Here is a 22,272-nt window from a genome sequence, read left to right on the forward strand (position 1 = left end):
CTCAGGTGGTGCCCAGGCGAAGGAGCCCTCCACGGGCAACCCAAGCAGCGGCGTCACACCTGCCGCCTGCCGCCTGCCGCCTGCCGCCTGCCGCCTGCCGAACATCCTCGGCCGTGGTGCGTGAGTTAGCGTCCGGGCATGATCGTGATACGTGCTGCGGGTCCAGGGGATGCCGAGGAGATTGTCAGGCTGCGTCGGCTGATGTTCGGGGCCATGAACGGGCGGGACGAGCCGGGGGAATGGGAGCGGAACGCGGTCGAGAGTGCGCGGCGGCAGTTTTCGGAGGAGTCGCCGTGCCTTGTCGGGTTCGTTGTGGAGGCCGTGGGCGGGGTGGGGTTGGCGGCGTGTGCGGTGGGGCGGGTCGAGGAGCGGCTGCCGGCTCCGGGGCATCCTTCGGGGCTGTTCGGGTTCGTGTTCACCGTCTGTACGGATCCGGAGTATCGCGGGCGTGGGTACGCGAGGGCCACGACCGAGGCGTTGTTGGAGTGTTTCGCCGAGCGTGGTGTTTCGCGTGTGGACCTGCATGCCACGCCGGACGCCGAACGTCTGTACCGCAGCCTCGGGTTCACGGAGCACAGCACGCCGCTGTCGCTGGACCTGCGCTCGTGGCGCGGCTCGCCCGGTTAGGACGCGCGGTCGATCAGGAAGGTCTGGTTTTCACGTCCGGTGCACTTCTGGACTGTCACCTCGGCGCCGGTGGCCGTACGGGCGTCGCGCACGCCGAGGCATTGTTCGTCGTCGGTGCGGATGGTGTAACGGGCGGGGGGTCTTGCCGTGTCCGGGGCCGGGGTCCGGGTTGGGACGGGGATTGCCGGGACGGGGTTCGATGCGGAACGTGCCGGCTCGGGTGCAGGCTTCCCAGAGTCCGAGCAGGCCGTCCGCCGCTCCGCCTGACAGGGCTTTCAGGCAGCCCCTCCCGTGGGCGGGGTGGACCCACGCGATGACGGCTCGTCGTCTCAGCGGGTGAGCGGGGTGAGCACGGCCGTCGTCATCACCAGCCGCCGGCCACCGTCGTTGAGGTGACCGTGCATCTCCTCGGACTCGAACGCCGCCGAGCCGCCGAGCCGCCGAGCCGCCGAGCCGCCGAAGAACCGTGCCCGGGCCCGGAGACGCCACCCCCTCAGCGCCACCCCCTCAGCGATGCCGCTCGATGAGCGTGCGGGCCATGTCCTGCGCCCGCCGGGCGGCCTCGGTGTCGCCCTCGGCCGCCGAGATGATCGAGCCCTTCATGAGGATGTGCCAGGAACGGGCGAAGTTCTCGGTGTCCCGGAGCCCGGCCTCCTCGGCGAGGGTCCGCACGATGGCGCGGATGTTCTCCAGGTGGCCGATGCTCGCCTTTCCCAGCGGGTGCTCCCAGCCCATTTCGAGCAGAACGTTGATGAAGGTGCAGGCGTCGAAGCCGGGCCCGCGGAACCACTCGTCGAACACGTCGAAGACGGCGAGGAGCCGTTTCTCCGGGTCGGCGCCCCGCTGCCGCGCGCCGGCCTCCACGAAGCCCCGGGTCCAGCGCTCCTCGCGGCGTTCGAGGAACGCCAGCACCAAAGTGTCCTTCGAGGGGAAGTTGCGGTAGAGCGTGGCCTTGGCCACGCGGGAGCGGGCGATCACCTCGTCGACGCCGACCGCGCGGATGCCGCGCCGGGAGAACAGCTCGTAGGCCGTCTCCAGGATGCGCTCGCGTGCCTGGGCCGGCGGACGGACTGCCGGCACCGTGGTTTCGGCGGCCGTCGCGTCCCCTGGAGCCATCGTGTCCCCCTGACAACGTGGTGGTGATTGTGGACAGGCTCGTCCGACCCTGCCACGGTAAGGGCATGGCCCCTGAGACAGAACTGTCTGGCCCGGACTTCCTGAACATCTTGACGGTCCGCACCCGTCTGCACGGTGACCGGGCCGTGCTCAGCCCGAGAGGGGAGATCGACTGCGCTTCCGTAAGCCTTCTCGACCAGGCCCTGGACGGCCTGCCGCCCATGACCAGCAGCGTCACCCTGGACATCGCGGAGGTCACCTTCATGGACTCGGCGGGTCTGCACTTCGTGGAGCGGCTGCACGCGTTCGGCCACCGGCGCCGTATCCGGGCCCGCACCCGCAACTGGGGCAGCCAGCCGAGCCGGCTCCGGGAAGTCGCCCGCCGTCCCTGACCTCCCGGGTCCTGGCTTCCCTCGCCCTGACGTGCCCGGTCCTGGTGTGTCTGGTCCCGACGTGCCCGGTCCCGACGTGCCCGGTCGTGACGTCCTGGTTCCGGAGGATTCCCGCCCTTCGGCGGTCCCGCCCGTGCGGCGCCGGGGTGGCCGGGCGCGGCACCTGATGCGCTTACCCGACCCCGCCGCCCACCGCTTCCTCCGGTACGTACACCACCCACACCTGCCCGGACGCGAAGGTGAGCGGTGTGCCCGACGCCGTGGTGAAGTCCGTGCCGCCGTCGGGGGACGGGCGCGACCAGCGGGCTTCGTACGCCTTGCCGTCGCGCAGCACCCGTGCGGGCCCGGAACCGGTGGTTTCGGTGTACGGGGAGTAGGCGCCCCAGCGGTCGTGGTAGCGCGAGGGGCGGATCCGTACGCCCTGGACGACGACCGTGGGGGCCGCGAGCAGCTGCCCGGACGCGGCCTTGACGGGGGTACCGTCCATGGACACCAGCCAGCCCCGCCGCTTCGCCGACCAGTCGAAGGAGAACCGGGCGGCCGGGTAACGGGCCGTGTACGAGGGTGTGTTGCGGCCGCCGGACGGGGCGGCGCCGAAGCGGAACCCGATGTCGCGTGCGGTGCTCGCGCCGGGTGCCGCCTTCAGGGCGCGTTCGGGGCGGAGGTAGAGGTTGTGGGGCGCCGCGCGGTCCCGGCCGCGGAAGTAGCCTTCACCGGTCTTCCCCGGCGGCAGCGGGTACAGCGGGGCCGCCTGGACGGCGGGCTCCAGCTTCGCCTGCGTGCCGGAGTAGGCGAAGGCGGGGCGGCCGAACTGGCGCAGCAGTTCGAGGTCCGACTCTCGGGCGCTGCGTACGGGGCCGACGGCCGGCGGCAGCCGGGAGGAGTAGACGGCCAGCAGCCGTGACAGCCCCGACTCGACCCGTTCCACGTAGACGATGTCGGCGGCGTCGAGGCCCGTCTGGGGGCGTGCGGCACGTACGTTGTCGATCTTCACGGCGAGCACCGGGGCGGCCCGCGCGGCCTTGCCCGTGAACGGCGAACGCCCGGCGGGCGTACCGCTCTGACAGCCGCTCGCCACACCGGCCAGCAGGACGCAGAGCAGCGCCGCTCCGGCCCGCACCGTACGTCTCCTCGCGCGCACCGCCGTCCTCCCGTCCGTGCCGCCCCGTCCGTCGAGGACACCACAAGAACGGCCGTGTGGCGAGAGGGCGCAGGCGCCGAGGGCGTCCGTACGGTCCGGGGCGGCCCGGTACCCACCGCCGCGCGCCGCGATGGCATCCTGGCGGCGTGAACCGACCCGAGATCCACTTCACTGTCGCCCCCGAGCTGCGGCTCTTCGTCTCCGCCGGCCGTCGCCAGGGCCGCACCGCCCTGCGCACCGACGGGTCGTCCACCCTCGGACACGTCGTGGAATCGCTCGGTGTCCCGCTCACCGAGGTGGGCCGCCTGCTCGTGGACGGGCAGGAGGTGCCGGTCTCGCACGTGCCACGGGACGGCGAGTCGGTCGAGGTGTGCGCGGTCGAACGGCCGCAGGAGGTGCCGGGCGCCCCGCTGCGCTTCCTGCTCGATGTGCACCTGGGCACCCTCGCGCGGCGGCTGCGGCTGCTGGGTGTGGACGCGGCGTACGAGAGCGAGGACATCGGTGACCCGGCCCTGGCCGCGCGGTCGGCCGCCGAGCGGCGGGTGCTGCTGTCCCGGGACCGCGGCCTGCTGCGGCGGCGCGAGAACTGGGCCGGGGCGTACGTCTACAGCGACCGCCCCGACGATCAACTGCGCGACGTACTGGGCCGGTTCGCGCCGGAACTCGCGCCGTGGACCCGGTGCACCGCCTGCAACGGCCTGCTGGAGGAGGCCGAGAAGGGCACCGTCGAGGAGCGGCTGGAGGGCGGTACGCGGCGTACGTACGACGTGTTCGCCCAGTGCACCGCCTGCGACCGCGTGTACTGGCACGGCGCGCACCACGCCCGGCTGGAGGCCGTCGTCGACGCCGCGGTACGCGAGTTCGGCGGCGCGGCGGCGGCCCGGGACGGCTCTGCCGCGCAGGGGTGAGGGCCCTCCCCGGCCCTCAGGGAGCGTCGGCGGCCGCCCCGGGCACCGGCGTGGCGGGCTCCGGCCCCACCGGCAGCGCGCCGTCCGCGCCGGTCTCCAGCGCGGCCAGGGCCAGGAGTTCCCTGGAGGTCACGCCCTCGGGCACCGGTACCGGCGCCGGGGTGCGCAGCGGCGGCTGCCACCCCGCTTCCGGGTCCCAGGAGCGGACGACCTTGGCGGGCGCCCCGGCCACCACCGAGTGGTCGGGGACCTCGCCCCGTACGACCGCACCGGCCGCGACCACCACGTTGCGGCCCAGCCGGGCACCCGGCAGTATCACCGCACCGGTCCCCACCCAGCTGCCCGGGCCGACGGCGACGGGCTCGCTGCGCGGCCACTGCTTGCCGACCGGGAGTTCGGGGTCGTCGTAGCTATGGTTGGTGGTCGTGACGTACACGCCGGGACCGAAGAAGCAGTCGTCGCCGATGGTCAGCCGGACGTCGGCGATCACATGGCTGCCGCGGCCCAGGACGACGCCGTTGCCGAGGGTGAGGATCGGGTCGGCGCCGAGGTCGAGGTCGGGCATCATCCCGGCGGTCAGCGTCACGTCCTGGGCGATGATGCAGTACTCGCCGATCTCGATCCAGGGTTCGCCGAAGACGGTGCCCTGCGGGAACGCCAGCCGGGCGCCCGCGCCGAGCCGGCGGAAGCGGTACGGTCCCGGGCGTTCGGCGGTGACCGCGCCCGCCTCCCGTACCCAGCGCGCTCCGCGGTGCACCGCGCGGGACACCGCCCGGCGGCGCCACGCCGCCACGGATGAGAACACGTTCTTCTTCGGCACCCGCTCACCGTACTCAGGCCGGTGCGTCACCCGCCCCGCCACCCCCTGTGATCTTCACCCCACCGGCGGGCGGACGGCGGCCCGGCACCGAGGGGACAGAGCCCGGCGGCCCGCCTATCGTTGGGACATGGAACCCGCCGCGCAGGCTGTCGACGGCCGTAGCGAGTCGCCCGAGGAGCGCGCCGACCGGCGGTGGAACGAGCTGCTGCAAGAGGTCAGGGTGGCCCAGACCGGCGTGCAGATCCTCTTCGGCTTCCTGCTCACCGTCGTCTTCACCCCGCGCTTCCCCGCCCTGGCGCCGGCCGACAAGGCGATCTACGTGGTGACGCTCTGCCTGGGCGCGGCCGCCAACGGCGCCCTCATCGGGCCGGTCGCCTTCCACCGGCTCGTCACCGGGCGGCACCTGAAGCCGCAGGCGGTCGCCTGGGCGTCCCGGCTGACCATCGTCGGCATCGTGCTGCTGCTCGCCACGATCATCTCGGCGTTCCTGCTCATCCTGCGCGTCGCGCTGCACGACAGTGCCGTCCCGTGGATCGTCTCGGGTCTGGTGGCGTGGTTCCTGCTGTGCTGGTTCGTGCTGCCCGCCTGGGCGCGGCACCGGTACGCGGCTGACAGGTGAGCCCTGCCGTGCCGCCGCGTGCGTCCGCTCCGTGTCGGACGGCGGGGCGCGGGCACCCGGGGTACGGTCCGACCACAGGTGACCGCGGCACCACGGCGTGCCCGCCCCCGCCGACTCCGAGGAGCTGCCATGATCCGCGCCCTGGCGTTCGTCTGCACCCTAAACCCTTCCCCCGCCTCCTCCAGCAGCCAGCTGCTGGCCGACCAGGTGCTGGCCGAACTGGCCGGCCTCGGGGTGCAGTGCGAGTCCGTACGCGTCGCCGACCACGACGTCCGTCCCGGCGTCGCGGTGGACATGGGCAGCGGCGACGCGTGGCCGGGGCTGCGCGAGAAGATCCTGGCGGCCGACATCGTGCTGCTGGCCACCCCCATCTGGCTCGGGCACCCCTCCAGCCTGTGCCAGCGGGTGCTGGAGCGGCTGAACGCCGACATCTCCGAGACCGACGAACAGGGACGGCAGCTGATGTACGGCAAGGTCGGCGCCGTGGCCGTGGTCGGCAACGAGGACGGCGCGCACAAGGTCAGCGCCGACCTCTTCCAGGGCCTCAACGACCTCGGCTTCTCCCTCGCGCCCAACGCCGTCACGTACTGGGTGGGCGAGGCGCAGCACGGCACGGACTACCAGGACCTGGACGAGCGGCCGAAGACCGTGGCGTCCACGACGCGCACGCTCGCCGTGAACGCCGTGCACCTGGTGCGGCTGCTGCGCCAGTACTCCTATCCGCCGTCGTCGTGAGGGCCCCGGCCGGCGGGCCGCCGGATCAGCGGCCGCGCCGGCTTCGCCGTACGGGTCCCAGTACGGCGCCCACCGCCGCACCGGCCGCCGCCGAGGCGGCCGCCACGAGTACGGGGTGACGCGCGAGGGCCGCCTGGGGCGAGTGCGGGTGGGAGCTGTCGTCGAAGACGCCGTGCGCGCCGTGGTCGGTGCCGTCCGGGCCGTCCGCCGGCTGCCACAGGTTCTCCGGCCGGCCCGTGTCCGCCCGTTCGTCCGTCTGCTGCGAGTCGTACCCCGTACGGGCGAGATAGCGGTCCAGGAGGGCGGGCGCGATCCGGTTGCCCACGATGGCCGCCACCGTGGAGAAGCCGACGTAGTACTGCTTGCGCCGCGGGTGGGCCGCCGCGTGCAGCACGGCCCTGGCGGCGACCTCCGGCTGGTAGACCGGGGCGACCGGACGGGGCGTCTTCGGCAGCCGGGAGAGCACCCAGTCGAACTGCGGCGTGTTGACGGCCGGCATCTGGACGACGGTCACGGCCACGCGGCTGCCCTGGTGCAGCAGTTCGGTGCGGACGCTGGACGTGAAGCCGTTGATGGCGTGCTTGGCGCCGCAGTACACCGATTGCAGGGGTACGGAGCGGAAGCCGAGCGCCGAGCCGACCTGCACGATCGCGCCCGAGTCCCGCGGCAGCATCCGCCGCAGCGCGGCCCGTGTGCCGTTGACGAACCCGAGGTACGTCACCTCGGTGGCGCGCCGGTACTCCGCCGCTTCGACCTCCGTGAACGGCGCGAACACCGTGCTGAAGGCGTCGTTGACCCACACGTCGATCGGTCCGAAGGCATCCTCCGCCGCCTGGGCCGCCGCTTCGACCTGGTCCGCGTCGGCCACATCGGTGGGCAGTACCAGGGCCCGGCCGCCCCGCTCCTCGACCTCGGCCGCCGCGGCGTCGAGCCCGGTGCGGCCGCGGGCGACCAGCGCGACATTGGCGCCCTGCGCGGCGAAGAGCCGCGCCGTGGCCCGGCCGATGCCGGCGCTGGCCCCGGTGATGACGACGGTCTGCGGCCCGGGCCGGTGCCGGCGGCTCACCGGGCACCACGCGAGGCGCCGCCGAAGAGACGGGCGAGGGCACGGAAGGGCAGGGTGACGACGGAGGCGAGCGTGCTCCCGATGGCGCGGAACACGTCGGCGATGGCGCTGAGCATGGGAACCTCCTCGGGAGCCGGGTACGGCTACGGCAGCGGCGTGCCGCCGGTCGCGTTGACGATCTCCGCGGTGATGTAACTGGCCTGCTGGGACGCGAGGAAGACGTAGGCGGGCGCCATCTCCACGGGCTGGGCGGCCCGCCCCAGCGGGCTCTGCTTGCCGAACTCGGTGGTGTCCGGCAGCGTCGAGGGGATCAGCGGGGTCCACACCGGTCCGGGAGCCACCGCGTTGACGCGGATGCCGCGCTCGGCGAGGTTGCCGGCCAGTGCGTGGGTGAAGGTGACGATGGCGCCCTTGGTGGTCGCGTAATCCAGCAGGTGCGGGCTCGGCTGATACGCCTGGACGGACGTCGTGTTGATGATGCTGCCGCCCTCAGGAATATGCGGAAGCGACATCTTGGAGAGCCAGAACATGCCGTAGAGATTGGTGCGCACCACCCGGTCGAACTGCTCCGTGGAAATTCCCTCGATGCCCTCGGACTGCGCCATCTGATAAGCCGCGTTGTTGACCAGGACGTCGATACGGCCGAATTCGCGCACCACCCGGTCCACGAGAGCGCGGCACTGCTCCTCCTCGCGGATGTCGCACGACACCGCGAGGGCCCGCTGTCCCGCCTCCTCGACCAGCCGGACGGTTTCCCGCGCGTCCTTCTCCTCTTCCTCCAGATAGGTGAAGGCGACGTCCGCTCCTTCCCGGGCGAAGGCGAGGGCGACCGCGCGCCCGATGCCCGAGTCACCGCCGGTGATCAGCGTACGGCGGTCCCGCAGCCGCCCGGTGCCCTCGTACGACGTCTCGCCGTGGTCGGGCCGCGGCGCCATGCCGTCCGTCGCGCCGGGATGCGGCTGGTCCTGCTGGGGGAATTCCGGCTTCGGGTGCTCTTCCACGGGATTTCGCTGGTCGTTACCGGTCATCGTCGATACCTCCAAAATCTGACCATGTCTACGCGGTACCCGTCCTGCGCACGGGAACACGTGGCGTCTTTCCCCCCTTTCCGGCCCATTGGAGATCCGTCGCCGACCGTCGCCGGGCCCTTGCCCGTCCGTGTGCCGCGGCCGGAATGCGGCGGGCCGGTAACCGGCGTGCGATGGCCGCGGAAATGGTGCAGGCCATGGCACGAGCCATTTGGAGCGGGTCCCTGTTTTGGTGGATCTGATGAGCGCCTTGCAGGCCAGTGTGGACATGGCCAGGGGCTCGTCGAAGGGGAAGAAGGGAAGAACGAAGGCGGTGGCGGCGAAGCGCGGCTCCGGAAAAGGCCGTTCGGGGGAAAACCGTTCCAGGGAGGACCATTCCGGAGGAAAGGGCGCGGGCCGGTCGTCCTCCACCGACTTCTCACAGCTCAGCAAGGCCGAGCTGTACGAACGCGCCACCGAGGCCGGCGTCCAGGGCCGGTCCTCGATGACGCGGGACGATCTCATCGAAGCGCTGTCCGGCAGCAGAGGCAGCCGGAGCCAGGCGAAGAAGGCCTCCTGACCCGCGGCGTCGGGACCGGCGCGGCCGGACGCGCCGCGGGCGGCCGGCGGCCCGTCAGCGCGAGAGGTCGGGGTCGTCGACGATGTGCACCGCGGCCTCTTCGGCCGATGCCGCCCCGCCGTCGATGCCGACGTCACGGCCGACCTCGTCGTTGCGCAGCCGCAGCGCGTCGCCCTCGTCGGTGCCGGTCATCCGCCCGGCGCGCCTGTCCCCCACCTGGCGGTCGACGGGCTCGCCCTCGGCGTCCTGCTGGTCGCCGATGCCGTCGCCGTCCGGGGGTTCGACGTCCGGTTCCTCCTCGGCGAGCCGTTCGTCGAGGCTTTCGCCCGCGCGCTGCTCGTTCGCGGTGGTGCCCGTCTGGTTCACCGCCAAGGGTTTTTCGGGGGGCGAATACCCCTGGTCCAGCATCTCGTCGTAGTCCGGCTCGTCGAGAGCGTCTTCCATGTCGACTTCGTCGGACAGTCCCTGTTTGTCGGACGCGGCCGGCTGATAGACCTCGTCGCCCATCGCTTCATCGGACATGACAGCTCTCTTTCCAGCGCAGTGACGATCGTTCGGGTGCTCTCGCGGTCGCGGTGTTCCGTTACCTGCTGAGCCCCAGTGATTCCACGATGCGCTGCGCGTTCTCGTACCGCTCGTTCTCCGGAAGGCGCTCGGCCAGTGCGACCAGCCGGTCCGGTGCGTTGTTCCGCCGAAGTGTGCTGACGATGGTGTCGCGGTCGGCCGGATACAGGCTGCGGCCCAGGTGCTGGGCCATTTCGGTACGGATTTCCACGGCCTCCGGCGTCATACCGTCCGGAACGCTGCCCGGCGCGGTGGTACCGGCGGTCCGGCTCACCGGGGGCTGGTCCTCGCCCGACGGTTCCCGTTCGTGGTCCTCTTCGGCGCGCAGTGCGCGGTCGGCCTTCAATTCACCCTGGAGCTCTTTCTTCAGCATGTCGTCCCGGGCCGGGCCGGCCTTGTTCGTACCGTGATCCATTGCTTTTCTGCCTCCAGGACTCACCGATTTCTTTCCGTCCCCGCCCCGCACGTCCGGGCCCTCCCGTGCCATGCGGTACGGAGTGCCCGTTGGCCCTTTCGCGAAACAGCCCGAAGCCGAGAGCGAACGAGAGCGGCACAGGCTCCGGGGCGGCCGGCCCGGGGACGTACCTGCCGGTCAGCGGCCCGGGGACGGTTACGGGCCCCCCGGTCGGCCGGGCCCGGGCCGGGCGAACGGTCCGGACTCGGCCGGCCCGTCCATGACCTGCCGGGCGACCTCGGTCAGCTTGCGCTGGTGAGCGCGGGCGTAGCCGCGCATCACCTGGAACGCGTCCTCGGGGGTACGGTTCTGGCGCTCGGCGAGCGCACCCTTGGCCTGTTCGATGACGACCCTGCTGTCCAGGGCGGTCTGGAGCTGCCCGGTCCGGTCCCTGAGGCACCTGAGTTCGCGCAGGTCCATGCGGTACGCCAGTCCGATCGCCACGGCGTCGGCCAGCGCCTGGCCCGTCGCGACCTCCTTGCGGGCCAGCGCCCGGTACTGGTGGAAGAAGTTGAGGGACCCCAGCCGCCGGCTCCGGTAGCGCACCGGCAGGGCGGTGGCCGCGCTGAAGCCCTCGTCCATCGCCTGGGCGGTGAAGCGCGGCCAGCGGGCCCGGGAATCCGGGTGGCCCAGCGGTACGTCGGTGAGCCTCGTCCCCGTACGCCAGGCGTCCCGGCAGGGGCCCTCGTCGAGTACGGACCGGACCCGTTGCAGCCGGGCGCCCGCGTCTCCGAAGCCCACCGCCAGTGTGGGCCGCTCCCGGTCGCGTGCCATCAGCACGCCGCCCGCCTGCACCCCCGGGAGCCGTACGCAGTACGTGGCGAGCCGTTCCACGGGTCCGGCGTCCTGGCCGGCGGCCGGGTCGACGAGTGTGAGCAGGGCGGCGATCAGCGATTCTTCCCGGTCGGACGCTGACATGACGGGTTCTCCCTTCGGCAGCGGCACCGGCGGCTGCCGCTCATGGGCCGGGTGCACCGCCCCGGGCCTTGCTTCCCGGGTATCCCGGAACAGACCGCACACGCTCCTGCCCACAGCCTCCGGCGACGGGCCCCGACCGGACCGGGACCGGTCCGGAACCGGTCTGGGGCTGGGGCGCTGAAACGGGCCGGAAGGGGTACCCGCGCAGACATGCGCTTAGCCGTCCTCGACGCCGGTTCGAATTCCGTACATCTGCTCATCAGCGAGGTGGTCGGCGGTGTGCCGTTGCCCGCGCACTCCCTGAAGGATCCGGTCCATCTGGCCGAGCACGTGGCCAGGGACGGGACGGTGCCCCCGAAGGCGGCACAGCGGCTGGCGGCTGCGGTGGCGCAGGCCCGGGAGCAGGCCGGCCGGTGGCACTGCGACCGGCTGTTCGCGTACGCCACGGCGGTGGTCCGGGACGCGGCCAACCGCGACGAGGTGCTGGAGACGGTGCGCGCCGGGAGCGGTATGCGGCTGGCGGTGCTGCCCGGTGAGATGGAGGCGGAGCTGACGTTCCGCGCGGCGCGGCGCTGGATCGGGCTGCAGGCCGGCCCGATGGCGCTGCTGGACATCGGCGGGGGTTCGCTGGAGGTCGCGTTCGGCCGCGGTGCCCTGCCGGACTCCGCCTTCTCCCTGCCCCTGGGCGCGGGGCGGCTGACCCGGGAGTTCCTGCCGGGCAAGGGCAGACCCGACCGTGCAGCGCTGCGGGAGCTGCGCCGGTACGTGCGCGCGACGCTCAAGGACGTGGCGGCCCGGGTGCGCTGGGAGGAGCCGCACACCGTCGTGGCCACGTCCCGGGTGTTCCAGCAGCTGGCCCGGCTGTGCGGGGCCGCGCCCGGCCGGGACGGTCCGTTCGTCGAGCGCCGGCTGGCCCGTACGGACCTGAAGGAGGCGGTACGGCGGCTGTCGGCGCTCACCGCTGCCGAGCGGGCTGAGCTGCCCGGCATCTCGGCCGCCCGCTCCCGCCAGGCACCGGCCGGGGCCGTCGTCGCCCATCAGGCCATGAAGAGCATGGGGATCGACGAGGTCACCATCTGCCCGTGGGCGCTGCGCGAAGGCGTGCTGCTGCGCCACCTGGAGCAGGGCGGTCAGGACTGGTGGCCGAGCCCCGTAGCGCGGCACGGGGACGCCTGGGCAGGCGGTGAGCCCGGCAGCGGCACCGTGCCGCGCCGCCTGTCGCTCGACCGGGCACCGGCCGGCTGAACGCGCACTCCGTACGGGCCGGTGCCGAACCCGGCCTGCCTGGTTCCGCACCGCCCGTCCCGGGCCCGGAACCGGACCCACACACCATCCACGCCGAGCCGCACCGGGCGTTCCGCGCCCGTGCTGGAGTCATCATGCACCTGTCGAACTACCGCATCGCCGACCGCCTCGTGATCGAGGTCCCCGAGATCATCGACATCGCCAACACCGGTGAGGTCGCCGCCGGCCTCCAGGGCCTGCTGCGCGCACCCGAGGCCAACGAGGTCGTCATCGACCTGCGCGCCCCCATCATCACCGTGGCCGGCCTCCAGACCCTCCTGAACTGCCAGCGGACCGCGCGCGAGCGCGGCGTGACGCTGAGCGTGGCCACGGACCGCCCCATGGTCCGCAAGGCGTTCCGGCTCACCGGGGCGCACCGCACCATCCCGCTGCACAGCTCGCTGGAGGACGCCCTCGCCGCGGCATAGCCGTACGGATCACCTCGCCCCGGCCGCCACCCGGAAACGGCCGCACGGAAACGCCTTATGACACACCATTCGTACACATCGTCCCAGTCGCCGTTCAAAAGGGGTGTTTACCGACTGGGGTGACGAGTTACCCGTCCCCCAGCCTTCCGCAAGCGGCCGCCGGAAGGCAGGCGCCGGGCCGGTTGAGAACACAGCCGCCGGCGCCGCTTCTTCCTTCCGGCCACCCGCCAGGTCAGGAGGACGGCCGGTGGTCGTGGCGCCGGGGAAGCCGCTGGGGCGCGCCGGACCGGAGGACCAGCGGGTGGGCGGGCAGCCGGGTCGGCGGCGAGGAGTGCCGGTACCGGTCGATGGCGGCGGCCCGGCCGTACGGGCCCGGCCTGCGGTACTGCCGGCCGCGTGCAGTGACGTCCGGTGGCTCGGCCGAGGGCGGCCGGTGCGGGTGACGGGGGCGGAGCAGGGCGTCTTCGTACCGGCCCAGGGCGATCACGAGTCCGAGCATCGCCAGAGGCCAGAGGGCGGCGAGCAAGGGCATGGCCGCTCCCTTCCTTGCCGGTCGTACACGCTGGCTGGAGCTTCACGTCGTCTGTCGGGTCACCCTGCGGCGACACGGCAAACCACCGGGCAGGGGCGACCACTCCAGCGGTCCCGCGGGCGGCGGACTTTCCGGCCGACGTATCCGGTACCCGCCGGGAGGGGAACCACCAGGTCAGCGCAGCGCACCCGTTCGGCGGCCCACTTCCGTCACGGCCTGAAAAGCCTTTCGGCGACTTGCGCGCCCTCGTCATCCGTGCGCACCGGCCGGGCGGCACGGCAGCGCGCCGGAACCCGTACGGGGACGGTCCTCATCAGTCCAGCCGGGTGAGATCGGGCCGCAGCCGGTGCCAGGCCGGCTGCCGGAGGCGGTCGGCGGAGGTCCAGCCGGAGAAGGTGACCTCGGCGACGAGCCGCGGCTCGACCCAGTGGGCGCCCGGCACGTCGACCGCGTTCAGGAAGGGTGAGGTGTCCCGCCGTACGACGTCCAGGTACCCGGCCAGTTCCCGGCGTTCGCGGCCGGAGAGCCCCGACCCCACGGAGCCGACGTACCGCAGCCCGCCCGGCTCGTCCACCCCCGCGAGTACGGCGCCGGGCAGCCCGGCGAGGCCGCCGCGGCCCTCCGTCCAGCCGCCGATGACCACGTCGAGGGTCACCAGGTGCTTGGTCTTGCGCCACTCGGAGGACCGGACGCCGGGGGCGTAGCGGGACGTCAGCCGTTTGGCGACGACTCCCTCGAAACCGGCGTCCAGGGTCGCCTCCCAGGTCGCCCGCGCGTGGCCGGTCACGTACGCCGGGACCGACCAGTGCGGCCCGTCGTCGAGCCCCAGCCCGGACAGGACGTCGCGGCGTTCGACGTAGGGAAGTTCCAGCAGCGGCCGCCCGTCGAGACGGAGGACGTCGAACAGGACGAGGTGGACCGGGTGGTCCGCGGCCAGGGCGGCCGCGCGGCGCCGGCCGGTGACGCCCATGCGCCGCTGGAGCAGTCCGAAATCCGGCCGCCCTCCCGCGTCCAGGACGACCACCTCGCCGTCCAGGACCGCTGGCCGGTCCCGCAGCCGTTCACCGAGCGGCGCCAGTTCGGGGTACGTCGCCGTCGCGTCGTTGCCCGCCCGGGTGACCAGGCGCAGCGTCCCGTCACCCGGCGCGTCGGCCAGGCACCGTGCCCCGTCCCACTTCGCCTCGAACGCCCACTCCCGCTCCTCCGCGGCGGCGGGCAGCGGGCCGGGGGTGGCCAGCATGGGCCTGAGGGCGGACGGCGCGGAGGTCGGGGTCATGCCCCGATGATCGGCCGCTGTCCCGCGCCCGGCCACCGGGCGCGGGGGACGCCCTACCGGCCCTCCGCCACCGCGCGGTGGCTCTTCGCCAGCTCCATGTACATCGTGGCGTTCAGCCGGATGCCGTCGCGCTCCTCCTCGGTCAGCTCACGCTTGATCTTCGCGGGCACTCCGGCGACCAGCGAGCCCGGCGGCACCCGCATCCCCTGCGGCACCAGCGCCTGCGCCGCGACCAGCGACCCGGCGCCGATGTGCGCGCCGTTGAGGACGGTGGCGCCCATGCCGATCAGCACGTCGTCCTCGACCGTGCACCCGTGCAGGACGGCGTTGTGCCCCACGGAGACCCGCTCGCCGACCGTCACGGGGAAGCCCGGGTCGACGTGCACAGTGCAGTTGTCCTGGATGTTGCTGTCCGCGCCCAGCGCGATCGGGCCGCAGTCGGCGCGCAGCACCGCGTGGTACCAGACGCCGGTCCCCGGGCCCAGCGTGACGTCGCCGACGACGACGGAGGTCGGCGCCGTGAAGGCCGCCGGGTCGATCGACGGCTCCTTGCCGCCCACGCCCGCGATCAGTGCTCGCTGCTCCATACCGTGCTCCTCGTCGCCGGACCGTTCGGGTTCGCGCCTGGGGGCACAGTAGGCGACGGTTCCACGGGGGCCGCGGGCGGGACCGCGATCGCGGACCGGGAGGGCCGCGATCAGGAAGCGGGCGGGACCGCGGGCCACAGCCGCGCGGGGCTCAGGACTTCGGCCGGGTCTCCATCGGTACCGGTCCGAGCATCTGCTCGCTGATCCAGTGCAGCGACTCCGGCATCCGCTGGATGTACGTGTGGCCGCTGTGCCGGCCGTCGGGGATCTCGAACAGCGTGTGGTGGATCGGGCCGCCGGTGTGCTCCCGGATGAACTTCTTCACGTACGGCACCGCCTCCTCCTTCGACCCCAGCTCGAACGCGAGGTAGACCTCGGGGCCGCCCCTGGCCTTGAGCTGCTCGGCCAGCCGGCGCGGGTCGTTGGCGCGCTTCTCGGCGGGGTGCCCGTTCCACATCGGCGAGTCCGGCACGGTGTCGGGCCCGTTCGCGATGACCGCCTTGAACTTCTCCGGGCGCTTCAGTACGGCCTTCAGCCCCGCGAAGCCGCCGGAGGAGGAGCCCATGAAGGCCCAGCCGTCGCGGCTGTCGTACGTGCGGAAGTTGGCGCGGGCGAAGTCCGGCACGTCCTCCGTCAGCCAGGTGCCCATCTTCGGCTGCCCGGGGATGTCACTGCCGTCGTGGTACTTCTTCTTCGGGTTCAGGACCGGCATCACCAGGATGAACGGCAGCGTCTTGCCGGACTGCGACCATTCGGCGATCTTCTCCTCCAGCTTGAAGTCACCGCCGATCCAGTAATTGTTCGGGTACCCGTACGAGCCGGGCAGTGCTATGAGGACCGGGAAGCCGCTCTTGGCGTACTGCGGCTGGTTGTACTGCGGCGGCACCCAGGCCCATATGTTCCCGGTGAACCCCGACTTCTTGCCGTGCCACCGGGTCTTGACTATCTGCGTCCCGTCGTCGCCCGTGGTGCGCTCGGTCACGAAGTGCGATCGCGGCCCCGTGGGCTGGACGACCTTGGCGGTCCCGCTGCTCGCCTCGCGCGCCTGCTGCCGCAGCTGCGGCACGTGGGAGGCGTCGACCTCGTCCCGGTCCTTGCTGCCGCAGCCGGCCACGAGCCCCATCGCCATCAGACTCACCGCGGCGACGGCCGCGGTACTGGTACGCAGGCGCTTCATCGGGACGAACTCCTTGCAAACTCGTGTCCGGCGGGGCAGCGGGCGCCGCCTCCACCGCTTCAGGCGAAAGACACCACCATAAGATCCGCCGACCGGCCGTCCGCGGCTCCCCCAGGGCACCGGTCCGGCCGCCCGCCGTACGACGGCGTCACGGTCGCGCACGCCGTCGTGCGTCTCCAGGGGTATGGATGTCGAACAGGCGGGTTCAGGTTCCCCCGATCGGTATGCCGGGTTGCGGTTGATTCGCGTACCGGCTCTGGGCATCGTGTTTTTCCGACTGGCGACAGCGCGGCACGAGGCGGTGCCACGGACGGGGTGACCGATGAGCGCAGGGGCCGAAGGCCCGCCGCCGCCCGGGATCACGGGGCGCGCGGCGGAGCACAGCGCGCTGCGAGAGCTGCTCGCCCGGACGCCGCTGGTGACCGTGACCGGGCCCCCGAACGTGGGGAAGAGCACACTCGCCCGCGCCGTCCTGGCAGCGGCCGCGCGGGACGACGGCCGCCCCGGCGGCGGCTTCGTACGGGTCGGCTGCCGGGAGGACGTGGACGCCTCGGGCGTGGCCGCGGCCCTCAACCGGGCGGCGGGCCTGCCGTACGACACTCAGCCGCAGGCGCTGGCCGCCCACTGCGCCCGGCGCGGCCTGACCGTCCTGCTGGACGACTGCGATCCGATGGCCGGCGCGTGCGCGTGGCTGGTGCGGCAGTTGCTGCGCGGCGGTACGGGAGGCGCGACCGCCCGGCCGGGGGCCGCTTCGGGGAGCTCCGCGCGGGCGGGGATGCGGATCGTGGCCACCGCACGGCAGCCGCTGGGGCTCGGCGTGGAACGTGTGGTGGCGGTACGGCCGGCTTCCGTGGCAATGGACGGTGGGCTGTCGTCCGAGCCGTACGGCGGGTTGTCGTCCGAGCCGGACAGCGGGTTGGCGTCCGGGCCGTACAGCACGCCCTTCGGTCCGGCCGGCGCGCCGCATTCTCCGCCGTACGGAATGGCCCGCGACCTGGTCACCGCCCCGGGCACCCCCCGGTCCGCTCCCCCGCCGGCCGCCGCCTTCGCTCCCTGCTCCCCCGCCGACCGTCTCGTATGGGCGCGGCTGTCCGTCCTCCCGGGGGACTTCGACAGCTGGCTGGCGGGGTGCGTCGCCGGTCGCAGTGACGTTTCTGCGCAGGAGGTCGAGGCCGCTCTCGTACGCCTGCGCCGCGCCTCCGTCCTCGCCCGGGTACGGCAGGCACCGGACACCGGCCCGCACACCGGGCCATACACCGGCCCCCACCCCGAACCCGGCCCCGCCTCCGTACCTGCCCAGCCGCCGACCCCGCCCCGCTATCACCTGCCCGCCGCCGCCCGCTCCGTCGGCCTCGCGCACCTCCGGGCGGCGGGTGAGGAGGCCGCGGCGCTGCGCGCCTTCCGGATGGCCTGCGCGGCGCTCGCCGCCGAGGCGCAGATCGCATGGCAGGGCTCCGACCGCCGGGTGGCCGTCGGCCTGGCCGAGACCGAGCGGCACAACCTGCGCGCGGCGCTGACCCTGCCCCCGCGGGACGCGGAAGACGCCCTCACCGCGCTGGACACCGCCGTCTCCCTGTGGTTCCGGTGGGCCGTCTGCGGCCGCCGGAGCGAGGGGCGCGCCCACCTCGCCCGGCTGCTGCGCCATTCCCGGGAGGACACCGCCGTACGGGCCCGCGCCCTGTGGCTGGCAGGCTGGCTCGCCGCGCAGGACCACGCCCACCGCACCGCCGGCTCGCTGCTGGACCGGGCCGGACGGGCGGCCGCCCGGCACGCCGACCCGGACACGCTGGCCCGTGTCGCCCACGCCCGCGGCGTCCTCGCACTCCGCCGCGCGGACACCCGTACCGCCGTCGCCTGCCTGCGGCGGGCGGCCGAGCACACCTACCAGGACGCCTGGTACGGGCCCGGGCCCGCGCACAGCCAGGTCCTGCTCGCCATCGCCCTGGCCGCGCCGGAACCGGCGAGCGTTCCCGGCCCCGGCACCGTCACCGGCCCCGCCGCACACGACGAAGCCCGCAGCGTCCCCCTGCCGGGGACCCGCTGCGGGCTCCACCTCACCTGACGGAACGTCCGCCCGTCACTCCGCCATCGCGTCGGCCGGCTTGGCCGCGGCCACCTCGCGCCGGGCCGCCGCCTTCGCCGCGCGCCGCTTCATCACGACGAACGAACCGACACCGAACAGCACCGCGGCCACCAGGCCCACCCAGGAGAACCGCTTCAGCCAGGACTCGGCGACGACACCCACGTAGTAGATCAGCGCGGTCGTGCCACCGGCCCAGACGACGCCGCCGAGCACGTTGGCGATCAGGAACTTCCAGTACGGCATCTTCAGCACGCCCGAGAGCGGGCCGGCGAAGATGCGCAGCAGGGCGATGAAGCGGCCGAAGAAGACCGCCCACATGCCCCACTTGTCGAACTTCTCCTCGGCCATCGCCACCTGGTCGGGCCCGAAGTGCTTCGGGAACTTCCGCCCGGCCCAGTTGACCAGCGGCTGTCCTCCCTTGCGGCCGATCAGATAGCCGATGGAATCCCCGATGATCGCGCCGGCGGACGCGCAGACGCCCAGCACCAGCGGATCGATGTGGTCCGTCGTCGCGGCGAGGAGCGCCGAACTCACCAGGACGATCTCACCGGGCAGCGGAATGCCGAGGCTCTCCAGGCCGATGACCAACCCCACCAGGAGGTACACGCTCACGGCCGGTACCGTCTCCAGCCACTCCATCTGCAACGCCGCATCCTCCACTAGGTGTAAGGCCCCCGTGGGCCGCCGCCCGGCGTCCGGCGACGCCGTCGATGATCGCGTTTTCCCCGCGTCCGCGCGCCGTGGCGCGCCCGGGAAGCCTACTCGATCTCTTCGGGCGGTCCCGCTGCCCGGCGGCGCGGCCCCGGCCCGCCGCGACGGACGCGACGGGCCGGGGTGACGCATGGGGCGGCGGGCCGGGAGCCGGGCCTTTTCTCCGTACGAGTGCTCTGCACGGGCTCATGGGTGCACGAGTGCTCCGTGAGAACTCTCCGTACGAGACGCGCCTCGGCGGCGTGAAGTTGCCTCGGACCTGAAGGAAGTCCGGAGAAGACCGCCCGCGGTCCGCCGGGAGGGCGGGAGCGCACCGCACCGGAGTACGGACCGGACGGCGCCCAGGCCCTACGCGGCGGGGGTGTTCGGGCGCAGCGTCCAGACGATGGTCATCTCGCCGGTGACCGCGCCGTCCTCCCTGGTGATGGCGACGTTCACCGGGAACTCCGGGCGCTCCCCCGCGTCCAGCTCGGCGACGATGTCGGCGACCGTCCGGCCGAGCTCGGCAGTGGCGGTGACCGGGCCCATGGCGAGCTTCTTATAGCCGATCTCGGCCCGTACGGCGAGCGGCACGGCCCGCGAGAGCTGGTCGCCGAAGGCCGCGAGCACGATCGCGCCGCTGGCAGACTCGGCGAGCGTGAACATCGCGCCGGCGTGCGGGCCGCCGACGTGGTTGTGGTAATCCGCCTGGTCGGGCAGCCGGACCACGGCCCGCTCGGGGGTGGTCTCGGTGAACTCCAGGTTGAGCGTACGGGCCATCGGCACGGTGGCCGCCATCATTTCGCCGATCGACGGCTTGGTCTCGGAGGGCATGGCGGCATGTTACCTACGAGTAGCTTGCTGGGGGAAGCCCCGCCCGGCATTCCGGCCCGCAGACCCGGGCGCTTATCGTGGTGGCCCATGTGGCCAGGTCAGCAGCCGCCCGGAGGCGAGCAGAACCCGTATCCCGCGCGGCACGCGCTCCCGTCGCGGCCCCGGGTGTGCCCGTGCTGACCGGCCGCGCGGACGACCGCGACGGCACCCGCCGCCCCCGCCGCCGCCCCGCCTGGGCCGGACGCAACTACACCCTGCTGACCACCGCCGCCGTGGTCGCCAACCTCGGCAGCGCCGGTTCGCTGATCGCGGCGGCGTTCGCGGTGCTCGGCACCGGCGGCTCGGCCACCGACGTCGGCCTGGTCGCCACGGCCCGCACAGTGCCGCTCGTCGTCTTCCTCCTGATAGGCGGCGCGGTCGCCGACCGGCTGCCGCGCCACCGCGTCATGGTCGCCGCGAACGCGCTCAACTGCGTCTCGCAGGGCGTCTTCGCCGTCCTCGTCCTGACCGGCGAGGCACGGCTGTGGCAGATGGCGGTGCTGGCCGCCCTCGGCGGCACCGGACAGGCGTTCTTCGCGCCGGCCTCCGAAGGCATGGTCCTCTCCACCGTCTCCGGCGAGCACGCGGGCCGGGCCTTCGCCTTCTTCCGCATGAGCATGAACGGCGCGAACATCGGCGGCGCCGCGCTCGGCGGCGCCCTGGTCGCCGCCGTCGGCCCCGGCTGGGTACTGGCCGTCGACGCCGCCGCCTTCGCCGTCGCGGGCGCGCTGCGCGCCTTCCTCGACGTCGGCCACATCCCCGGGCGCGCCCCCACCGCCGGACTCCTCAAGGACCTGCGCGACGGCTGGCGCGAAGTGGTCTCCCGGCCCTGGCTGTGGGCCGTGATCGGACAGTTCGCGGTCGTCAACGCCGTCGTGGTGGCCGCCGAGGCGGTGTACGGGCCGATGGTCGCCGAGGAGCACCTGGGCGGCCCCCGGCCGTGGGGACTCGCGCTGGCCGCCTTCGGAGCGGGCACGGTCGGCGGCGCGCTGCTCATGATGCGGCTCAAGCCCCGCCGCATCCTGCTCACCGGCATCCTGTGCGTCTTCCCGCTCGCCCTCCCCTCGGCAGCGCTCGCCGTTCCGGTGCCGGTCCCCGTCCTCCTCCTGGTGATGTTCGGCACCGGCATCGCGCTGGAGGTGTTCGGCGTGCTGTGGATGGTGGCGCTGCACCAGGAGATACCGGAGGAGAAGTTCTCCCGGGTCTCGTCGTACGACTGGTTCGGCTCGCTGGCGATCACTCCGGTGGCCACCGCGCTGGCCGGGCCCGTACAGGACGTCATCGGGCGGACCGCCGCACTGTGGGGCTGCTCCGCGCTGATCGCGCTGCTGACGGCGGCGGTGCTGTGCGTACCGGACGTGCGCGGGCTGCGGCGGCGGCCCGCCGGCGCTCCGGCGTCCCCCGGCTCACCGGCCACCGCGCCGGAGAAGACCACGGCGGCCACCCCGGCCGCCGGAACGGCCACCCCGGCCGCCGGGACCGCCGATCCGACGGGTGGGACCGCCGTCGCGGGCTCCTGAGTAAACCCCACTCAGCCGATACTGAACGCGCCGTCCGGCGGGCGGGGCGACGGCACGGCCTGCGCGTCGTACACGGGCGCGGCGTCGCCGATCAGCCGCCGGAGCCCGTCGCCGTGCTCGACCCGCGCGGGGAACACGTCGGCGGCGGCGCGCCGGGCCACCTGCGTGAGCGGCAGCTCGACACGGGACGCGGCCAGCACGACGTTGCCGAAGCGGCGGCCGCGCAGCACGGCCGGTTCGGCGATCACGCAGAGGTGGCCGAAGACGGTCGCACAGTTCGCCAGCTGGGCCCGCAGGAAGGCGAAGGGCGCGCTGTCGGCGAGGTTCGCCGCGTAGATCCCGTCCGGGCGCAGCACGCGGGCGGCGGCGCGCGCGTACTCGACCGAGGCCAGGTGCGCGGGCACCCGCGAGCCGCCGAAGACGTCCGCCACGATCACGTCCGCGCTGTGCTCCGGTGCCGCTTCCAGTGCCGTACGGGCGTCCTCGGCCCGCACCACGATGCCGCAGTCCGGGGGCAGCGGCAGTTCTTCGGCGACCAGCGCGAGCAGTCCCCGGTCGGCTTCGACGACGTCCTGGCGGGAGCCGGGACGGGTCGTGGCGAGATAGCGCGGCAGGGTCAGCGCCCCGCCGCCGAGGTGCAGCACGTCGAGCGGCTCGCCGGGCGGGGCGGCCGCGTCCAGGACGGCCGCGAGCCGGCGCGCGTACTCGAATTCCAGGTCGGTCGGCGCGTCGAGGTCGACGTACGACTGCGGGGCGCCGTCCACGGTCAGCAGCCAGGCGCGCGGCCGGTCCACGTCCGGCATCAGCTTGGCGGTGCCGCAGTCGACGACGCGGGTGACGGGGACCGGCTCGGCCGTCCCGCCCCCGACCGGCGT

At 73.3% G+C, this 22,272-nt stretch carries 27 protein-coding genes; 10 read left to right on the top strand and 17 right to left on the bottom strand.

What is annotated here, in order from left to right; genetic code table 11:
- Positions 1-138: 138 nt before the first annotated feature.
- The gene (locus tag ACZ4Z1_RS28025; protein WP_468489406.1) at positions 139-627 is read left to right on the top strand and encodes a GNAT family N-acetyltransferase; all 489 of its coding nucleotides are present in this window, start codon (positions 139-141) and stop codon (positions 625-627) included.
- A gap of 329 nt (positions 628-956) precedes the next feature.
- On the opposite strand, the gene ACZ4Z1_RS28030 is transcribed toward ACZ4Z1_RS28025, so the two are convergent.
- Positions 957-1,130 (bottom strand): hypothetical protein, encoded by a 174-nt coding sequence (locus tag ACZ4Z1_RS28030; RefSeq protein ID WP_468489407.1) that lies wholly within the window; start codon positions 1,128-1,130, stop codon positions 957-959.
- A 4-nt stretch (positions 1,131-1,134) separates the two neighbouring features.
- Positions 1,135-1,743, bottom strand: a complete 609-nt coding sequence (locus ACZ4Z1_RS28035; protein WP_468489408.1) for a TetR/AcrR family transcriptional regulator — start codon at positions 1,741-1,743, stop codon at positions 1,135-1,137.
- Between the two features lie 65 nt (positions 1,744-1,808).
- Between ACZ4Z1_RS28035 and ACZ4Z1_RS28040 the strand changes: the two genes are divergently transcribed.
- The gene (locus ACZ4Z1_RS28040; protein WP_468489409.1) at positions 1,809-2,135 is read left to right on the top strand and encodes an STAS domain-containing protein; all 327 of its coding nucleotides are present in this window, start codon (positions 1,809-1,811) and stop codon (positions 2,133-2,135) included.
- 172 nt (positions 2,136-2,307) lie between these two features.
- Here ACZ4Z1_RS28040 and ACZ4Z1_RS28045 read toward each other — a convergent pair whose 3' ends face one another.
- Entirely contained in the window at positions 2,308-3,276 is a 969-nt protein-coding gene (locus ACZ4Z1_RS28045) for a DUF3048 domain-containing protein (RefSeq protein WP_468489410.1), read from the bottom strand.
- Positions 3,277-3,422: 146 nt separating this feature from the next.
- Here ACZ4Z1_RS28045 and ACZ4Z1_RS28050 point away from each other — a divergent pair, with 146 nt between their 5' ends.
- Positions 3,423-4,184, top strand: a complete 762-nt coding sequence (locus ACZ4Z1_RS28050) for a Mut7-C RNAse domain-containing protein (RefSeq protein ID WP_468489411.1) — start codon at positions 3,423-3,425, stop codon at positions 4,182-4,184.
- 16 nt (positions 4,185-4,200) lie between these two features.
- Here ACZ4Z1_RS28050 and ACZ4Z1_RS28055 read toward each other — a convergent pair whose 3' ends face one another.
- Positions 4,201-5,004 (bottom strand): acyltransferase, encoded by an 804-nt coding sequence (locus tag ACZ4Z1_RS28055; protein WP_468489412.1) that lies wholly within the window; start codon positions 5,002-5,004, stop codon positions 4,201-4,203.
- A gap of 127 nt (positions 5,005-5,131) precedes the next feature.
- Here ACZ4Z1_RS28055 and ACZ4Z1_RS28060 point away from each other — a divergent pair, with 127 nt between their 5' ends.
- Complete coding sequence (locus ACZ4Z1_RS28060) at positions 5,132-5,623, top strand: DUF6328 family protein (protein WP_468489413.1); 492 nt, start codon at positions 5,132-5,134, stop codon at positions 5,621-5,623.
- Positions 5,624-5,752: 129 nt separating this feature from the next.
- A complete protein-coding gene (locus ACZ4Z1_RS28065; protein WP_468489414.1) occupies positions 5,753-6,358 on the top strand; it encodes a flavodoxin family protein in 606 nt (201 codons plus the stop codon).
- Between the two features lie 25 nt (positions 6,359-6,383).
- Here ACZ4Z1_RS28065 and ACZ4Z1_RS28070 read toward each other — a convergent pair whose 3' ends face one another.
- The 3 genes from ACZ4Z1_RS28070 to ACZ4Z1_RS28080 are packed head-to-tail and all read right to left on the bottom strand — an operon-like array spanning position 6,384 to position 8,452.
- The gene (locus ACZ4Z1_RS28070) at positions 6,384-7,424 is read right to left on the bottom strand and encodes an SDR family oxidoreductase (protein ID WP_468489415.1); all 1,041 of its coding nucleotides are present in this window, start codon (positions 7,422-7,424) and stop codon (positions 6,384-6,386) included.
- The gene (locus ACZ4Z1_RS28075; protein WP_275126499.1) at positions 7,421-7,540 is read right to left on the bottom strand and encodes an LPFR motif small protein; all 120 of its coding nucleotides are present in this window, start codon (positions 7,538-7,540) and stop codon (positions 7,421-7,423) included. Before ACZ4Z1_RS28075 ends, ACZ4Z1_RS28070 begins: the two co-directional genes overlap by 4 nt.
- Before the next feature lie 27 nt (positions 7,541-7,567).
- On the bottom strand, positions 7,568-8,452 hold the full coding sequence (locus ACZ4Z1_RS28080) for an SDR family oxidoreductase (protein ID WP_468489416.1): 885 nt from the start codon (positions 8,450-8,452) through the stop codon (positions 7,568-7,570).
- A 241-nt stretch (positions 8,453-8,693) separates the two neighbouring features.
- Between ACZ4Z1_RS28080 and ACZ4Z1_RS28085 the strand changes: the two genes are divergently transcribed.
- Positions 8,694-9,011, top strand: a complete 318-nt coding sequence (locus tag ACZ4Z1_RS28085) for a hypothetical protein (protein ID WP_468489417.1) — start codon at positions 8,694-8,696, stop codon at positions 9,009-9,011.
- 54 nt (positions 9,012-9,065) lie between these two features.
- On the opposite strand, the gene ACZ4Z1_RS28090 is transcribed toward ACZ4Z1_RS28085, so the two are convergent.
- From ACZ4Z1_RS28090 to ACZ4Z1_RS28100, 3 genes are all read right to left on the bottom strand, one after another.
- Complete coding sequence (locus ACZ4Z1_RS28090) at positions 9,066-9,533, bottom strand: DUF5709 domain-containing protein (protein ID WP_468489418.1); 468 nt, start codon at positions 9,531-9,533, stop codon at positions 9,066-9,068.
- A gap of 61 nt (positions 9,534-9,594) precedes the next feature.
- Positions 9,595-9,990, bottom strand: coding sequence for a DUF2795 domain-containing protein (locus ACZ4Z1_RS28095; RefSeq protein WP_468489419.1), 396 nt, complete (start codon positions 9,988-9,990; stop codon positions 9,595-9,597).
- Between the two features lie 195 nt (positions 9,991-10,185).
- Positions 10,186-10,947: an ANTAR domain-containing protein gene (locus tag ACZ4Z1_RS28100; protein WP_468489420.1), complete on the bottom strand. Its 762-nt coding sequence runs from the start codon at positions 10,945-10,947 to the stop codon at positions 10,186-10,188.
- Between the two features lie 210 nt (positions 10,948-11,157).
- Here ACZ4Z1_RS28100 and ACZ4Z1_RS28105 point away from each other — a divergent pair, with 210 nt between their 5' ends.
- Both ACZ4Z1_RS28105 and ACZ4Z1_RS28110 read left to right on the top strand, forming a co-directional pair.
- The gene (locus tag ACZ4Z1_RS28105) at positions 11,158-12,192 is read left to right on the top strand and encodes a Ppx/GppA family phosphatase (RefSeq protein ID WP_468489421.1); all 1,035 of its coding nucleotides are present in this window, start codon (positions 11,158-11,160) and stop codon (positions 12,190-12,192) included.
- Between the two features lie 134 nt (positions 12,193-12,326).
- Entirely contained in the window at positions 12,327-12,659 is a 333-nt protein-coding gene (locus tag ACZ4Z1_RS28110) for an STAS domain-containing protein (protein ID WP_468489422.1), read from the top strand.
- Between the two features lie 232 nt (positions 12,660-12,891).
- Here ACZ4Z1_RS28110 and ACZ4Z1_RS28115 read toward each other — a convergent pair whose 3' ends face one another.
- The 4 genes from ACZ4Z1_RS28115 to ACZ4Z1_RS28130 all read right to left on the bottom strand — a co-directional run bounded on the left by ACZ4Z1_RS28115 (position 12,892) and on the right by ACZ4Z1_RS28130 (position 16,231).
- A complete protein-coding gene (locus tag ACZ4Z1_RS28115) occupies positions 12,892-13,191 on the bottom strand; it encodes a hypothetical protein (protein WP_468489423.1) in 300 nt (99 codons plus the stop codon).
- A gap of 313 nt (positions 13,192-13,504) precedes the next feature.
- Positions 13,505-14,467 (bottom strand): non-homologous end-joining DNA ligase, encoded by a 963-nt coding sequence (gene ligD, locus ACZ4Z1_RS28120; protein ID WP_468489424.1) that lies wholly within the window; start codon positions 14,465-14,467, stop codon positions 13,505-13,507.
- A 53-nt stretch (positions 14,468-14,520) separates the two neighbouring features.
- Entirely contained in the window at positions 14,521-15,054 is a 534-nt protein-coding gene (locus tag ACZ4Z1_RS28125; protein WP_468489425.1) for a gamma carbonic anhydrase family protein, read from the bottom strand.
- Between the two features lie 151 nt (positions 15,055-15,205).
- The gene (locus ACZ4Z1_RS28130; protein ID WP_468489426.1) at positions 15,206-16,231 is read right to left on the bottom strand and encodes an alpha/beta hydrolase; all 1,026 of its coding nucleotides are present in this window, start codon (positions 16,229-16,231) and stop codon (positions 15,206-15,208) included.
- 322 nt (positions 16,232-16,553) lie between these two features.
- Between ACZ4Z1_RS28130 and ACZ4Z1_RS28135 the strand changes: the two genes are divergently transcribed.
- Positions 16,554-18,293, top strand: coding sequence for a LuxR family transcriptional regulator (locus ACZ4Z1_RS28135; RefSeq protein ID WP_468489427.1), 1,740 nt, complete (start codon positions 16,554-16,556; stop codon positions 18,291-18,293).
- 15 nt (positions 18,294-18,308) lie between these two features.
- On the opposite strand, the gene ACZ4Z1_RS28140 is transcribed toward ACZ4Z1_RS28135, so the two are convergent.
- Both ACZ4Z1_RS28140 and ACZ4Z1_RS28145 read right to left on the bottom strand, forming a co-directional pair.
- On the bottom strand, positions 18,309-18,953 hold the full coding sequence (locus tag ACZ4Z1_RS28140; protein ID WP_468489466.1) for a DedA family protein: 645 nt from the start codon (positions 18,951-18,953) through the stop codon (positions 18,309-18,311).
- Positions 18,954-19,373: 420 nt separating this feature from the next.
- Positions 19,374-19,838, bottom strand: coding sequence for a DUF4442 domain-containing protein (locus ACZ4Z1_RS28145; protein ID WP_468489428.1), 465 nt, complete (start codon positions 19,836-19,838; stop codon positions 19,374-19,376).
- A gap of 173 nt (positions 19,839-20,011) precedes the next feature.
- Here ACZ4Z1_RS28145 and ACZ4Z1_RS28150 point away from each other — a divergent pair, with 173 nt between their 5' ends.
- The gene (locus tag ACZ4Z1_RS28150) at positions 20,012-21,397 is read left to right on the top strand and encodes an MFS transporter (protein WP_468489429.1); all 1,386 of its coding nucleotides are present in this window, start codon (positions 20,012-20,014) and stop codon (positions 21,395-21,397) included.
- 11 nt (positions 21,398-21,408) lie between these two features.
- Here the strand turns inward: ACZ4Z1_RS28150 and ACZ4Z1_RS28155 are convergent, their stop codons facing one another.
- On the bottom strand, positions 21,409-22,200 hold the full coding sequence (locus ACZ4Z1_RS28155; RefSeq protein ID WP_468489467.1) for a spermidine synthase: 792 nt from the start codon (positions 22,198-22,200) through the stop codon (positions 21,409-21,411).
- Positions 22,201-22,272 lie beyond the last annotated feature (72 nt).

It is taken from the genome of Streptomyces sp. NPDC030165 (assembly GCF_055573595.1).